This window comes from Amycolatopsis sp. NPDC059027, assembly GCF_042739735.1.
In the GTDB taxonomy this organism is placed as follows: Bacteria; Actinomycetota; Actinomycetes; order Mycobacteriales; family Pseudonocardiaceae; genus Amycolatopsis.
Window position 1 is genome coordinate 7,684 of the sequence record NZ_JBHYIK010000009.1, and the last position, 13,690, is coordinate 21,373.

Annotated in this window: 14 protein-coding genes; 8 read left to right on the top strand and 6 right to left on the bottom strand. The window is 66.0% G+C overall.

From position 1 onward, the window contains the following. Positions 1-575: 575 nt before the first annotated feature. From ACFWY9_RS08380 to ACFWY9_RS08395, 4 genes are read right to left on the bottom strand one after another with little or no spacing between them, the layout of a single operon-like run. Positions 576-809, bottom strand: coding sequence for a hypothetical protein (locus tag ACFWY9_RS08380; protein WP_378338508.1), 234 nt, complete (start codon positions 807-809; stop codon positions 576-578). Positions 810-821: 12 nt separating this feature from the next. Further along, a complete protein-coding gene (locus ACFWY9_RS08385; RefSeq protein WP_378338509.1) occupies positions 822-989 on the bottom strand; it encodes a hypothetical protein in 168 nt (55 codons plus the stop codon). A 23-nt stretch (positions 990-1,012) separates the two neighbouring features. After that, positions 1,013-1,363, bottom strand: a complete 351-nt coding sequence (locus ACFWY9_RS08390; protein WP_378338510.1) for a hypothetical protein — start codon at positions 1,361-1,363, stop codon at positions 1,013-1,015. Between the two features lie 43 nt (positions 1,364-1,406). Continuing rightward, a complete protein-coding gene (locus ACFWY9_RS08395) occupies positions 1,407-1,847 on the bottom strand; it encodes an Imm1 family immunity protein (protein ID WP_378338511.1) in 441 nt (146 codons plus the stop codon). 279 nt (positions 1,848-2,126) lie between these two features. Here ACFWY9_RS08395 and ACFWY9_RS08400 point away from each other — a divergent pair, with 279 nt between their 5' ends. The 5 genes from ACFWY9_RS08400 (at position 2,127) to ACFWY9_RS08420 (ending at position 7,930) form a co-directional block, all read left to right on the top strand. Continuing rightward, a complete protein-coding gene (locus ACFWY9_RS08400; RefSeq protein ID WP_378338512.1) occupies positions 2,127-3,629 on the top strand; it encodes an XRE family transcriptional regulator in 1,503 nt (500 codons plus the stop codon). A 399-nt stretch (positions 3,630-4,028) separates the two neighbouring features. Further along, entirely contained in the window at positions 4,029-4,358 is a 330-nt protein-coding gene (locus ACFWY9_RS08405; RefSeq protein ID WP_378338513.1) for a WhiB family transcriptional regulator, read from the top strand. Next, positions 4,358-4,687 (top strand): hypothetical protein, encoded by a 330-nt coding sequence (locus ACFWY9_RS08410; protein WP_378338578.1) that lies wholly within the window; start codon positions 4,358-4,360, stop codon positions 4,685-4,687. Before ACFWY9_RS08405 ends, ACFWY9_RS08410 begins: the two co-directional genes overlap by 1 nt. Next, a complete protein-coding gene (locus ACFWY9_RS08415) occupies positions 4,684-5,508 on the top strand; it encodes a hypothetical protein (protein ID WP_378338514.1) in 825 nt (274 codons plus the stop codon). Before ACFWY9_RS08410 ends, ACFWY9_RS08415 begins: the two co-directional genes overlap by 4 nt. Further along, a complete protein-coding gene (locus tag ACFWY9_RS08420; protein ID WP_378338515.1) occupies positions 5,498-7,930 on the top strand; it encodes a hypothetical protein in 2,433 nt (810 codons plus the stop codon). The genes ACFWY9_RS08415 and ACFWY9_RS08420 overlap by 11 nt, the downstream gene beginning before the upstream one ends. Positions 7,931-8,441: 511 nt before the next feature. On the opposite strand, the gene ACFWY9_RS08425 is transcribed toward ACFWY9_RS08420, so the two are convergent. Further along, positions 8,442-9,923, bottom strand: coding sequence for a recombinase family protein (locus ACFWY9_RS08425; protein WP_378338516.1), 1,482 nt, complete (start codon positions 9,921-9,923; stop codon positions 8,442-8,444). A gap of 92 nt (positions 9,924-10,015) precedes the next feature. Between ACFWY9_RS08425 and ACFWY9_RS08430 the strand changes: the two genes are divergently transcribed. The 3 genes from ACFWY9_RS08430 to ACFWY9_RS08440 are packed head-to-tail and all read left to right on the top strand — an operon-like array spanning position 10,016 to position 12,208. Then, a complete protein-coding gene (locus ACFWY9_RS08430) occupies positions 10,016-10,147 on the top strand; it encodes a VOC family protein (RefSeq protein ID WP_378338579.1) in 132 nt (43 codons plus the stop codon). A gap of 52 nt (positions 10,148-10,199) precedes the next feature. After that, positions 10,200-12,008: a thiamine pyrophosphate-requiring protein gene (locus ACFWY9_RS08435; RefSeq protein ID WP_378338517.1), complete on the top strand. Its 1,809-nt coding sequence runs from the start codon at positions 10,200-10,202 to the stop codon at positions 12,006-12,008. Next, complete coding sequence (locus ACFWY9_RS08440) at positions 12,008-12,208, top strand: hypothetical protein (protein ID WP_378325570.1); 201 nt, start codon at positions 12,008-12,010, stop codon at positions 12,206-12,208. The genes ACFWY9_RS08435 and ACFWY9_RS08440 overlap by 1 nt, the downstream gene beginning before the upstream one ends. A 25-nt stretch (positions 12,209-12,233) precedes the next feature. Here the strand turns inward: ACFWY9_RS08440 and ACFWY9_RS08445 are convergent, their stop codons facing one another. Beyond that, positions 12,234-13,595 carry a cytochrome P450 gene (locus tag ACFWY9_RS08445; RefSeq protein WP_378325569.1) on the bottom strand — a complete coding sequence of 454 codons (1,362 nt, stop codon included), beginning with the start codon at positions 13,593-13,595 and terminating at the stop codon, positions 12,234-12,236. Between the last annotated feature and the right edge of the window lie 95 nt (positions 13,596-13,690).

Sequence of the window (13,690 nt, forward strand, 5' to 3'; positions counted from 1 at the left end):
CACTCTACACCGCTCGGCGCGCGCCCGCGCGCCCGACCGGCGCCCCGCAGCACCGCCCCCCCCCCCCCGCCCCCACCCCACCCGCCCCCCCCCCTCGACTCTGGTTATCATGCTGGCCGCAGGTGGATCGTCGCGGGAGAAAGACAGAACCGCTCCCCACCTTGGATTCCGCTTGTCCCCGAGGGGTTACACGATGGCTCGGGGCGGTGACTTTCACGACCGCACGAGGGAAGCGCGTCACCGGGACGATTCGGGCCGGTTTCTTCGTGGGGCTCGGCTGCAATGGCGCGCGTAGCGCCGTGAACGCTTCGCGAGAGGAAGGTAACCAGAGATTTTGCCGTCTTGGAGCGGGTCGGGCGCTAACGGTCCGCGTTGAATTCTAGGCACGGCGTGTGTGTCGTCGCTCGCAACTTCTCGTTCGATGCGCTTGCGGATAGCAAAGACGGAACGTTCCTCGTAGCGTTGGAGAAACTTTCGCTGTCGACGATCGCTTGCCAGTTCGTTCAGTATCCAGACCGCTACTGCAGTAAGGGGCACTGCCAATACCGCAAGAGAGAATAGCGCCCAGCCGTCCATCAGTCTGGCTGCGCACGAGGCATCTTCTCAGGAAATACCTTCGAAGACTCGGCGCGTTCATCTTGAAGGTCGGCATGTTCACACAGAAGACCCGACAACTCTTTAAGCATGTCGCCGTACTCGCGCTGCTTGTCAGATTTCATCGTGCCCATCATGAGGGCATCTGCGATTGGCCCGGCGTGGCGGCTCACTGCTTTGAGCGATTCGATAAGTAGCTTGGTTTCCTCGTACACGACGCCGCCTCGTCAGTCCTTTTTGTCATTATCCTCTATCGTCATTTCCAGTAACTTGCTGAGAAATTTCGCCTGTTCCATATCTCCTTCATTGAGAGCATGAAGGGAGGCTGCGGCTGCCTGCAACTCTTGCTTGGTGGGCTCTCGCTCGGATCCCATTATCTCGATCCCGCCTTTCATGTTTAGTTAAAGTCGGGAAGTGTTCACTCGATCGCCGTCTTGAGCCGCATGGCCAGCACCTCGGCGCCCGCCATAAAACTCAAGTGTTCCAACATTATGTCCTGCAATAGAGCATTGTGGGCCAGATGACGAAGGCTCGGCACGACGACATGATGCGAATCAGTGCGGACAAGTTCGGCAACTAAGTCGTCGAATGCTTCGCGCGAACCACAGTGAAACTCAAAAAAGAAGTTAATAAACCGAAGTCCGCAAGTCTCGGCGTATGCGATGACTTCGTTTTCAAGTTTTCGAACCTTCTCATCCGGCACATCACAAGGAACTCGCATGTACCCATATGTGCGCGGCGACACTGCCGGATCATCGATGACTGCCATTGTTTCCGTAGACATATCCGCATCCAAAAAGATAAAGGCGTCTCTAGTAGGTGTCGTAAGGGCGCCACTCAATGCATTTTGGCCGCTTCCTCGTATCAAGCCACTCAATAACTGCCGTCCGTGCATCGACTAACGGAATGACCGCCGTGCGCGGGAATACGGCACCGGTTGTGCCGTTGAATATCAAGTCCACTTCCGGCAGTGGTCGCTTCGGATTGAACGAGTTCGCGATTGGCATTTCCGTGTCGTCATGATCCATATAATTCAGGGCAGCGAATCCCGCCGAGGGGCGGACACTGATTCGGAGTTGATGATTTGGAAAAGGGCCTTCTTTACTCCGATGAAACTCAACGTCTCCAACTGTCATGGTGGTTTCCCAGTCAACGTGATTCAGCGTCATTATTTCGTCGATCAGCTCAACTGATGCCAGCCTTCCGGCTGTCACGCGGGCCACGCCGGTAGTGAGCGATGCCGTGAGAAGCATGTGTGCACGTCGCCGTTCGGTCGGGATGAGCGCTGGTCAAGGTGGTCAGTCAGGCCGTCGCGCCCCGGAGAGCGGAGGTGGTCGGGCTTGCCTGTCCAAACCGTCATCCCGCGCAGTAGTGCCCGTCTATATCGTCGTCGTCATGCGACATGCCGAAAGCGGCATAACGCCAGGTGGAGGCCCGATTCTGCCCTAAGGGGTTTCACACGGTGGTGAGAGCCTGTGGCCCTATGTAGGCTGGTCAGAGGGAGATCGGCACCGAGTAAGCAAGGGGATCCGATGAGCTCACCCGGCGGTCCGCAGCATCGCGCGGCAGGCGCCCCCGGCAGTCGTCGCTGTCAGGGGTGCGGGGGCGCGCTTGCCGCAGACAACACGGCGCGCTTGTGCAGCAAGTGCCATCGTGAGCAACGTGACCAACTCCGGACGCCTCCCGCCCAACTGAGGAACGAGTTTTTCGAGACAGACGAGTTTCGCGCAGCTTTTGAAAGCCAGCACATCGGGAAGGTATTTAAGGCTTTTCGGAACCATCCGCGCCATCTTCAATTGTTTGGCAAGGCGCTTAATCAAGAACTACTCGGACGCTGGCTCGGACTCACTCAGGCTCAAGTAAGCAAGCTAGAGAATGGCAAGCCAGAGCAGAATATTGAGACTCTTCGAAACTACGCCAGAATCCTGCACCTGCCGCAACATCTTCTCTGGTTTGATTTCCCCGGGCAAAGTCGACTGAGGCTTCCGCGCACCACCACGGCGAGCGCGGCAAGCGACACTGGCTCGCAAGCGCAAGCGAGTAGCCTGATTACTCCTCAGGCGCGAGACGAACTTCTTGTAGTGAACACGGGCATGGATACGCTCGAACTGCTCCGCCGCGTTCGCGCATCGGCAATCGATACATCAACGATCGACGCGCTCAACATCACTGTTGAGCAACTGTGTTGCGATTACGCACATGCGGACGCTCGCCAGTTGATGACAACGGGCAAGGAATGGCTCGGCAAAGTGACCGAGCTGCTCAATAACCACCTGACGCTTGCTCAGCATAGAGAGATCCTCACTCAGGCTGGAATGTTGGCGTTGCTCGTGGGCTGCCTAGAGTATGACCTCGGAGATGCGCGATCGGCCGAGGCGACTCGGCGTATGGCGCTGGAGCTAGGCAAGGAAGCTGAAGAATCTGGAATTGTTGGGTGGGCAAACGAAATGCTGGCCTGGTTCCATTTGACGGCAGGCAACTATCGCGCAGTAATTCCAGCGGCTGAGTCCGGAGCTTTGGCCGCACCGTCTCATTCAGTGGCAGTGCAACTCTACGGCCAACAGGCAAAAGCCTATGCGCGAATGGGGAACGTCAAGGAAGTTCATAAGGCACTCGACAGCGGCAGTGCCCTCCTTGGCCGGTTGCCGTATCCAGATAGGCCGGAAAATCACTTTGTGGTCGACCCGGATAAGTGGGATTTCTACGCAATGGATACTTACAGGATTGTCGGAGAAGATCAGCTTGCGCAGCGCAACGCCGAAGAAGTCATGCGCCGAAGCGTCAACTCTGAAGGTATTCCGGTAGCACCGATGCGCATTGCTGAGGCTCAGCTCACGCTTGCTGTGATCGCCGCGCGGCGTGGCGACGTCGACGAGGCAGCCCAGCTGGGCATCGAAGCGCTCCAGAACGGCCGCCGGAGCCGTCCGACTCTGCTCATGGTCTCCTCTGAGCTGGAGCACGAGCTGGACACCTACGGTGCAGGTGCAGGCAGGGACTTCCGTGAACTGTTCGCCGAGATCAAGCGCGCCCAGTAGTTCCGTATTCCGGCGAAGAATATTCCGGACGTTCAACATTCTTTTCTAGAATATCCTGACTGCCAAACCTGTCCACGACCTGCGAACATTCTGTTGGGAGATCATTTATTCATGCCTTGACATAGTCGATTCTCCCTGTTGGCGGCCTACTTGACGGCAACGGCTCACGAAAACGTGAGACGAAGCCAAGAGTAAGGAACCAACGCTAATGAAAACCGCGAATCACAGCGCCGGTTCTCCGGTGTTTCTTTCGATCCGCCAAGCCGCGTGGAGTCTTGGCGTTAGCGAGTCTTGTGTCTGCTCGGCAATCCGGGGTGGATCGCTCCGAGCAATGCGGCGTCGTTCCCGGCTAGTCGTTCCGGCTGTCGAGCTGCGGCGTGTGCTCGGTGGTGGTGCGCGATGAGCGAATTCGACCACGCCGAGATGGCTGCGCGGCTTGACCGGTGCGCCGACGTGCCGGACGACGTGCTGAACGAAGTGGTGACCAGGGACGGTCTGTGTTTCTGGGCGTTCGACCGGTCGGAGATACCTGCACTGTCCGGAGAGGACACTCCCGACCGGGAGTTGGCCGCCCGGTTGTGCGCCGGGTGCCCGGTGATCGACGAGTGTCTTGAACTCGACTTGCGCATCGCCGGGCCGGACACGCTCGGGGTGTGGGGTGCGTTGCCGGATGCCGATCGGCGGGCTCTGTTCCCGGTGTGGCTGCGTCGCCGGGGTGGTGAGGCGTGATGACGGTCAACCTCACATCGACACAGATTCTCGCCGGGGTCGGCGTGCTGCTCATCGCGTTGGCGGTATGGCGGTTCGGTGCCCGCAAGGCACGCCGTGCGGCGGACGCGGCACGGGCAAGCGCCCGGGTGGTCTCGTTGGCCGGGCGGGTGCTGTTCACGGGCGCGGCGTTCGTGGGCGTTCAGTGGTTGGTGATCACCCACCCCGGCAACCCGACGCTGCTGTTGGTGGTGCTCGGGGTGCCGGACTTGATCGCTGCGCACGTGCTGACGCGGGCGCTGACGGTCACGTCGCTGGACACCACGCGTCGAGGTGGTGGTCGCCGATGAACGCCACTGATCAGAGGCGGGCACGGCTGGCCACGGTGCGATGGCTGCCCGCCTCGGGTGCGCCGGGCCGGGCGCGGCGGCTGGCCGCCGATGCCGCCGAGGCGGCCGACGTCCGGCGCTGGCACACCCACCCCGACGTGGCCGCCCTGCGGGTCGAACGGGTCCGCGCGCAGGTCGACCGATTGTGCTGGGCCGGAATCGTCCTCGGGCTGGCGTTCACCACGGCCAACGTGCAGTGGTTCGCCGCCGCCGGGGCCGCGTTCGGCTCGCTGCCCTGGCTGACCGCGTGGCTACTCGACCCGACGGTGTGCCTGGTGCTGCTGGCGATCCTGCGGGCGGAGCAGGTGACCGCGCGGTACCAGGTGCGCACGGGACGGTGGGTGCGGGCGGCGAAGTGGCTCACACTGGCCGCCACCTACGTCATGAATACCTGGTCATCCTGGGCGGCCGGGACCGCGTCGGGGGTGGTGCTGCACTCGGTGCCGCCGCTGGTCGTGTTCGTGGCCACCGAGGCGGTCACCGACCTACGCGACAAGCTCACCGACGCCGTGACCGCCGCGTCGGCGTCCACGGGCGCCACGAACGACACGGCGGGCGTTCATGAACCGACCACGCCGACCACGGCAGGTCGTGAACGACCGGCCCGCCGCCGGTTGTTCGCCGACTACCTCACCGACGCCCGGCAAGCGTGGACGCCCGACGTGACCGTGTCCCCGGCGTGGGTGCGGGAGGTCACCGGATGCTCGCGCGGCCTGTCCTCCCGGCTGGCCGCCGCCCTCACCGCCGAGGTCCGGGACGGGGGTGTGCCGGATGAGCACTGACCCGGAGATGAACGCGAACGATGGCACCCTGGCCCCGGCGGGCACGCGGGCGGTGGAGGACGTCGGCCCGGTGCTCGACGGTGAGTTGATCGACGACACGTTGCCCCAGCCGCGTCGCCGGACGCTGCGGCGCCGGTTCGCCCGCTGGCGCTCGTTCCGCCTGCGGTGGCTTGCATGGGCAGCGGGGCGGGTCTGGCGGTCCGGTCCGGTGGTGCGGGCGCGGTCGGTGGCCGCGTACCGGGTGCGGAAGGCCCCGGCGGATGTGGTGCGGCTGGTGTGGTTCGTGCTGCGCGGCAACTGGCGGTGGCTGGTCAAGTTCTGGAGCTGGGCCACCTACGCCGACCTACGCGCGGATGCCCGCCGCGCCCGGCTGGCCGGGGACGCCGAGGCACGCCGGGCCGCACAGGAGTTGATCCGCTCGGACGCCACGGCACGATGGGCGAAGGTCGGGATCTTCCTGCGCCGGGTAGTGATCACGCTGCGGGTGGCCGCTCCGGTCGCGGGGCTTCTGTGGCTGGTGGATTCCGTGATGGACCGGGCGGACATGTGGGTCTGGCTCGCGAACGTCTACACGGGACTCGACACGGCGTGGTCGGTGCTCGCCGCGGTGGTGCCGGTTGTCCTGTGTGGACTGCCGGTGGTGTGGGTGCTGGCGGCGGCGTTCGAGGGACGCGACCGCACCCCGGGCGCCGGATGGCTGGTCCGCCCGGAGCGTGATGACGCTGATTCGTGGATTGACGAACGGATGATCTCGAAAGCGTTGGCGCACCTCGGGATTGGGCCGCTCGATCGGTTCTATAAGGACGGTGGCGAACTCGTCTACACCGTAGCCGCCCGCACCGACGGGGACGGTACGTTCGCGCAGATCAGGTTGCCGCTCGGCGTGACCGCCGACATGGTCGCCGCCCGCAGGTCCAAACTGGCCGCGAACCTCGGGCGGGCGTCGCTGGAAACCTGGCCCACCAAGGGAGATGAGGATGGAATCCTTGACCTGTGGGTCGCCGACAAGGGCGTCCTGCGGGGCGGCGCCGGCGACTGGCCACTGGTCCACGATGGACAGGTCGACGTGTTCGAAGGTGTCCCGTTCGGACTGTCCCAACGCGGGCTGGTCATCAACGCCCCGCTGATCGGGGTCAACTGGCTGATCGGCGGTCGGCCCGGACAAGGCAAGTCCGCCGCGCTACGCACACTGTTGCTCGGCGCGGCACTCGACCCCACGGCGGAACTATGGGTGTTCGTGATGGGCGAATCCCCGGATTTCGACCCGTTCGTGCCCCGCTTGTCTCGCTACCGCATGGGGATGGACGACAGCGTGGCCGAGGCGGCGACGCAGGCACTGGCGGACCTGCTGTCCGAAATGGAGCGACGCGGCAAGGTGCTCGGTGAACAGCCGGGCCGACCACCCAAGGTGTCCCGCAAACTCGCCGACCACCGCGTGCTCGGGCTACATCCGTTGGTGTGCGGGATCGACGAGTGTCACGAGCTGTTCCAGCACCCGAAGTTCGGCAAGAAAGCGGCGGAGCTGGCCATCCGGTTGATCAAGCGAGGACGCAAGTACGGCATCACGTTGTTGCTGGCCACCCAATCGCCCACAAAGGACAGCATTCCGCGTGAGGTCACCCGCAACGTGTCCTGTGGCGCCGCGTTCTCCGTCGCCGACCAGGTCGCCAACGACGGCCTACTCGGGTCCGGCAAGTACGCGGCCGGTATCCGCGCTACCGAACTACGCATCAACACCGACAGGGGAACCTGCGTCGCGGTCGGCATCACCGACGAGACATTCGAGCTGGTGCGCACGTTTTATGTTCCGTTCGAGGACGGGGCCGACGACGTCACCCCGGTCATCGCCCGCGCCATGGCGCTGATCGAAGAAGCGGGCCGCGCGATCGAGTCCAGCGCCAGACCGGAGATCGGGGCAGCCGCGCCCGTCGTGGTCGATCACCTTGCCGATATCGCGCACGTGCTCGGCGGGGAACAGCGGGTGCGGACACAGGTGGTCCTGGCCCGGCTGGTCGGGCACAATCCCGGCGAGTACGAGGCATGGACCGCCCGCGACCTGCGCACCGCCTTGCGCGAACACGGCGTCACCACCCGCAAGTCGGGCGGGGCGATGGTCGTGCGCGCCGACGATATCGCCGCTGCAGTCACCCGCCACGCCCGTGACGGAAGGGGCGACAACGGCAGGGAGGCAGGCAGGGAGGCACCAGGGAGTCAGGGAGTTTTCCCTGCCCCCTCCCTACCCCAAACTCCCTGCTCTGACCAGGGGAAACGTAGCTCAGGGAGTCCAGGGACCCACCAGCCGGACAAGCCCGGAGCAGGCCAAAAACGGGGCGTTCCCCGGGACGTGCCGGGGTCCCTCCCTGGCTCCCCCGACGACCGGTCACGGGGAGGTGATCACCCTGACCGCCCGCACCTCCAGTGATCCACAACTGACCAGCACGCGACTCCCACAGAAAGGCAGCGACTATGACCACAACCAGTCGACAGAGCAGGACGGACACGCCCGCAACGATGACCGCTCCCCGGAAGGCAACCCGAACGGCGCCCAGAGCGGCGGTGCGGATGACAGCGGGACACAGCCGGACACCGACCGGTCCCGGTGCGATCGGCAGAGCACCCCCGCGCGAGGGCCGCAACGGGTCGTAGGCCGCTCGGCACCGCGCACGCCGGGTCATCAGGCCAGCGGAGCATCCGGCCGCGCTGCGGGCACATCAACGGCTCACGCGCTCCGTGCCGTCGATGACCCGCGCACCCTTGGGAGAGCCGCTCTCATCGTGCGAGGCGCTCTCGCTCGCCGATACGCGCGACCCGACCGCCACCAGAAAGGCTGATCTTGAAACGCCGGAACCCCAGCAACCGGGCCACACCCCCGTCAGGGTGCCCACGGTTGCCGGGGTTCCGGCATGTCTCCCGGGCTGGCAGGCCCGGCAGTGTCACACGGATTGCCAGTCGATATCTACCCGCCCTGTGTCGAAACCAGTCGTACCCGGCCGCGCACGCCGCACCGTAACCCGGCGGATGAACAGCCGCAGAAACTCCCGTTCCTCGTCCAACGTCATGTCTGGCCACGCCGCGCGCGCGGCGGCAATGTCGATACCGACCCTCGGGGGCGGAAGTTCATTCAACTCGGTGCGTAGCTTCCGTTCGTTCTCAGCAATCCCGCGCCGCGCACTCCGCCACTCGGTGTCGGTCAACTCTCCGGGAGTGGCCCACAGTGCGGCCAAGTCCACGCGTAGTCGATCCAACTTTTCAAGCGCAGCAGTGATTTCCTCGCGCCGCCCGGCGTGCTCATCAGCGGCGATAGCGTCAAGAAACTCTGGCTTGTCCAACTCGGCCCACAAGCGGTCCACCACGTGCTGTTCCAACTCCAGACCGAGGATGCCGATACACCCGCCAGCGGGCTCGCCGTTCGGCCTGCGTTTGTTCGGATGGCACAAGTAGTAGGGCTTCGGCTCCCGCCCCCTCAACTGCTTCATGGAAGCCACCATCGGCGCCTCGCACACTCCGCACACCGCAAGCCCGCCGGTCAGCAGGTAACGACGCCCTGTCGGGTTACCTCGGTGCGCATCGGAGATCGGATAGCTCCACCCATCCTTACGCACCACGCGGCGCGGCTGGGAGAGTTTCAGTTTGCAGGCTTGCCATGTCTGCTCATCGAGGATCGGTTCCCAGTTGCCGCTACCCACGATGCGTCCCTTATGGACTCGCCGACCAGCCACGGTCGGCATAGTCACCATTTGGCGCACCGACTGCGGCCTGAGTTCCCCGCCATGCGCACCACGCAGCCCCCGCGCGCGTAACTCGGCTGCGATGTTCGCCAGAGACCAGCCAGCCAACACCCACTCTGCCGCTTGCCGAATGGCGGCCGCTTCTTCCTCCACCACCACATACGTCTTGATTTTGGCGCCGTCCTCACCCTCGATCACCGCGTGCCGATACCCGAACGCATGACTTCCCGGTGGCTGACCACTGGCCGCGTTCTCCGCAAGCCGGTCATTCACCCGCTGGGTGAGCTTGCGCACCTCCCCAGCCGCGAGCACCGCCTTGATCCCAGCCACGTCATCACGTACCCGCACAATGCCGTCCCGCTTGGTGTGCACCTCGCTGATCCCGGCCGCGTCCAATTCGGCCGCCAGCCGGAACCACTCCACCTCTCGGCGTTCAAGACGGGTCTGCTCGACCGTCCACACATGCACGATTCGCCCCGCCGCTACCCACTCACGGAACCGCTCAAAGTCGGGGCGGTGATCACCCTTGGCAGCCGAGACGCCCTTGTCCTTGAACACCTCGACCGGGACGCCGGGCCAAACCGACGCGGCGTACTCGCGCCCCCAGTCTTCCTGTAGGTCTACCCCTTCGTATGACCCGTCAGGCCGGGGCGAGAGGCGACAATACACAGCAACGCACCTGGTCATAGGCTGATCGTGCGCTGGTTACGTCTCAATGACAACTCCCCGAGGACAAGACCGTCAAGAACCGGGTCCACCTCGACCTCGCCCCGGCGGAGCTGGACCAGCGAGGCGAGGTCGCCCGTCTGGAGGCGCTGGGGGCCACGGTGGTCGAGGAGGACACCGCGGGCCCGTGGATCGTGCTCGCCGATCCCGAGGGCAACGAGTTCTGCGTGCTCCCGGCCAGGTGATCCCCCGGCATCGGCGATGTTTCGTCCCGCGCGGACCGGCAACCCGGCGGACATGACCACCACCGTTGCGGATCTAGTACTGTCCCGGCTTCGCGAATGGGAGGTCGAACAGGTCTTCGGCTATCCCGGCGACGGCATCAACGGTCTCGTCACGGCGTTCGGCGCGGCGGACGACGAACCGCGGTTCATCCAGGCGAGGCACGAGGAGATGGCGGCCTTCCAGGCGGTCGGCTACGCGAAGTTCAGCGGCAGGGCCGGAGTCTGCGCGGCCACCTCCGGACCCGGCGCCATCCATCTGCTCAACGGGCTCTACGACGCCAAACTGGACCACGTTCCGGTGGTGGCGATCGTCGGCCAGACCGCGCGCAGCGCGATGGGCGGGAGCTACCAGCAGGAGGTCGACCTGCAGGCGCTGTACAAGGACGTCGCGAGCGAGTACCTCGTCGAGGTGAACGTCCCCGAGCAGCTGCCGAACGCGATCGACCGGGCGATGCGGACCGCGCTCGCCCAGCGCGCCCCGACCGCGATCATCATCCCCAACGACGTCCAGGAATCCCCCTACCACGCGCCGGAGCACGTGTTCAAGCACGTGCCGTCGAGCCCGCCGTCGCGGCCGAGGGCCCAGGTCGTCCCGCCCACCGAGGACCTCACCCGTGCCGCCGAAGTACTCAACGCCGGGAGCAAGGTCGCGATCCTGGCAGGCCAGGGCGCCCGCAACGCCGTCACCGAACTGCGCGAACTGGCCGAGCGGACCGGCGCGGGAGTCGCGAAGGCGTTGCTGGGCAAGGATGTGCTGCCCGACGACCTGCCGTACGTCACCGGGGCGGTCGGCCTGCTCGGCACGCGCCCGAGCTACGAGCTGATGCGGGACTGCGACACGCTGCTGATCGTCGGGTCGAGCTTCCCGTACTCCCAGTTCCTGCCGGACTTCGGGCAGGCACGCGCGGTGCAGATCGACCTCGACGCGCGGTTCCTCGGTCTGCGTTATCCCACCGAGGTCCCGTTGCTCGGCGACGCGAAGGCGACGCTGGAACGGTTGCTGCCGTTGATCGAACCCAAGACCGATCGCGAGTGGCGGGAGAAGATCGAGGGCGACGTCGCCGGCTGGTGGGAAACCATGTCGCGGCAGGCGATGCTGGAAGCCGAGCCGGTCAACCCGATGCGGATCGTGCACGAGCTGTCCGAGCGGATCCCGGACGACGCGATCGTCACCGCCGACTCCGGCTCGGCCGCGAACTGGTACGCCCGGAACCTCCGGATACGGGGCCGGATGCGCGGATCGCTGTCCGGCACGCTCGCCACCATGGGGCCCGGCGTGCCCTACGCGATCGGCGCGAAGTTCGCCTACCCGGACCGGCCGGTCATCGCGCTCGTCGGCGACGGCGCGATGCAGATGAACGGGCTCGCCGAACTGCTCACGATCGCCCGCTACCGCGAGCGGTGGCCCGACCAGCGCTGTGTGATCTGCGTCTTCCACAACGGGGACCTCAACCAGGTCACCTGGGAGCTGCGGGCGATGGGTGGCGCGCCGAAGTTCGAGGAATCGCAGTCGCTGCCCGAAGTGTCCTATGCGGACTTCGCTCGCGGCATCGGCCTCGGCGGCATCACCGTCGACTCCCCCGACGACCTGGGTGCCGCCTGGGACCAGGCGCTCGCCGGTGGTGTGCCGACGGTACTCGACGTCCATTGCGATCCCGAGGTCCCGCCGATCCCGCCGCACGCGACCTTCGACCAGCTCAAGTCCATGACCGAAGCGGTGCTCAAGGGCGACCCGCACGCGTGGCACCTGATCGTCCAGGGTGCCAAGACGAAGGCGCAGGAGTTCCTGCCCTCCCGCTCCGGCTCCGAACGGGAGGAATGATGACCACCCGGATCCCCGCCCGCATGCAGATTCCCGACGACGGCACCGCGGTGGCCTGTGAACGCTGTGGCTTCCCGACCCTGCGGGTCGCCGAACTCGTCTCCGTCGACGGCACCGTGGTGGGCCGGACGATGGTGTGCACGTCCTGCCGCCGGCTCCTGCGGCCGGAAGGACCGGGCACGGCGAGCGGGACCGACTGAGAGCCGGTCCCGTCCGCCGGGTGCCTCAGCGGCTCCCGATGCCGAGCCGGATGCCGAAATGGTCCAAAGTGGACGGAAGGCGGCCCGGCACCAGCGCGGCGGCGGTGCCTTCCGGGGTGTACTCGGCCTCCTTGAGCAACACGGCCAGCAGCGTCGACGCGGTGAAGAGCACCACGTCCCGGCCGGGGCAGATCCCCGGACCGCCGCTGAAGGGCACCAGCGCGGGATTCCGTTGCGCCCGGCCGTCGAGCCAGATGTCCGGCGCGAAGTCGTCCGCGTACGGCAGGGTTTCGTCGTCACGGTGGAAGAACGGCGTGTAGACGAGGAACGACGTGCCGCCGGGACCCCACGCCGTCTCCGATCGGCTCTCCCGCAACAAGGCGGGCGTGGTCGGCCACAGCCGCACCGATTCCAGCACGCAGGAACGCAGATAGGGCAGCTGGTGGGGTTCGGTGAGGTCGAGGCCCTCGAGTTCGCCGAGCGCGCGCTCGCGCTGGGCGGGATGGGTGGCGAGCAGGGCCAGTGCCCGCAGCGTCACGATCCCGGCGGCGTCGAACGCGAACATCCAGTGTGGCAGCTGGCCGGCAGGATCTGTCTCGGCGTCGGAGGTCTCGGCGAACTTCGCGAGCTCGCCCGCGAGGCTGCCCGGACGGTCGAGGGCGACCTGATGCCGCACCAAAGCGAGGAACCGGTCGCGAGTGCTCTCCTGTTGCCGCCGCGCGTAGGCCCAGTTCGCGTCGAGCCGCAGGTCGTCCAGCAGCGCGGTGATCTCGCGGTCCACGGCGGTGTCACCGCCGAGCGTGATCCGGCGGACGATCGTCCACCAGTGGCGGGTGAACCGGTCGGCGCCGAGTTCGGCCATGCCCTCGGTGATCCGGCCGCCTTCCTCATGGATTATCTTCGCCCACGGCCCCGCGAGGTGGTGCAGTGGGAGGCCGGGTTCGAGCACGGCCTCGTTCAGTTCGCGGCGCTCCTCCCGGCGGCCGCCCTCGGAGATCAGCACACCGTGCGGCTGGAAGTGCCGCAGCGCGGCGTTCTTCTCCGTGGTGTCCGGGCTGAACGGCACCGGCGCGTCGGCGAGCAGCCCGCCGACCTGCGCCGGATCGAGCACGAGACTCAGCGAGCGGCCGGGCACCCGCAGCCGGAGCGGGCCGGCGCCGTACTTGTGCCGCAGCTTCCGCATGAGCCGGATCGCGGGCCGGTCGACGTGGGTCCGGTGGGCGAGCGCCATCATCGCGGGGCGCCGTTTGACGACCCCGATCGCGACCGTCGGCGCGGCGATCTCCGCCGCGACGCGCAGGGTGTCGCCGACCGAGGCCCACACCGGCCGCACCTGTTCGTCCGGAATCGGGATGGCGGGGTCTCCGGGTTCTCCTGGTGTCACCATGATCGCCGGTTACCCGTCGCGGAGGCCGCGGAAACGCGTTTCGGGCGGCGCCCGGCGGGCTACCCGGACGGGACGGCGTGACCGCTCGGGCACGC